This is a genomic window from Streptomyces sp. A1136, assembly GCF_004795055.1.
GTDB lineage: Bacteria > Actinomycetota > Actinomycetes > Streptomycetales > Streptomycetaceae > Streptomyces.
Genome location: NZ_SSBJ01000264.1, coordinates 1 through 590 on the forward strand (window position 1 = coordinate 1; position 590 = coordinate 590).

At 72.9% G+C, this 590-nt stretch carries 1 protein-coding gene and 1 pseudogene; one reads left to right on the top strand and one right to left on the bottom strand.

Annotated features, from left to right (window positions below; genetic code table 11):
* Positions 1 to 98, bottom strand: a 98-nt coding sequence (locus tag E6R62_RS38475) for a LacI family DNA-binding transcriptional regulator (RefSeq protein WP_136218008.1), incomplete at its 3' end; no start/stop codon positions are given.
* A gap of 252 nt (positions 99 to 350) precedes the next feature.
* Between E6R62_RS38475 and E6R62_RS38480 the strand changes: the two are divergent.
* A pseudogene (locus E6R62_RS38480) lies at positions 351 to 590 on the top strand (gfo/Idh/MocA family oxidoreductase); the annotation flags it as partial.

The following is a 590-nucleotide window of genomic DNA, read 5'->3' on the forward strand; positions in this document are numbered from 1 at the left end:
GTGGCCGCGGCCACCGGATAGTTGCCGTTCAGGACCCGCGAGACCGTCGCCGGGGACACCTGGGCCCGGGCCGCCACATCCGCCAGGGTCGCTGTCATCTCTGCCTCCGAACCGGCCGGGCCCCAGTGGCGCCGTTCAAGCATTCGGCCCCTTGTCCGAGGCGCTGTGCGCAGGCTAGCGTCCTACCCCGTAGAAAGCGCTTGCTATCCATGAACGACCCGGTGCCGACCCGGTTGGCATCGGCTGCGCCCCGACTCCGCTTCACCTCGCCCACCCGCCCCCTGCCCCCGGGCTCGAACCGCCCCACGGCCCAAGGGGGACCCGCATCTCGCACAGCCCGGAGGGATCACATGACGGCACGCAGGACCGTGCGGATCGCCATGAACGGCGTCACCGGACGCATGGGTTACCGCCAGCACCTCGTACGTTCCCTCCTCGCCCTGCGCGAGCAGGGCGGCCTCGACCTCGGCGACGGCACCGCCCTGTGGCCCGAGCCGGTCCTGGTCGGCCGCCGCGAGCACGCGCTCAGGGCGATGGCCGAGCGGCACCGCCTCGCCGAGTGGTCGACCGACCTGGACGCGGTCCTCGCC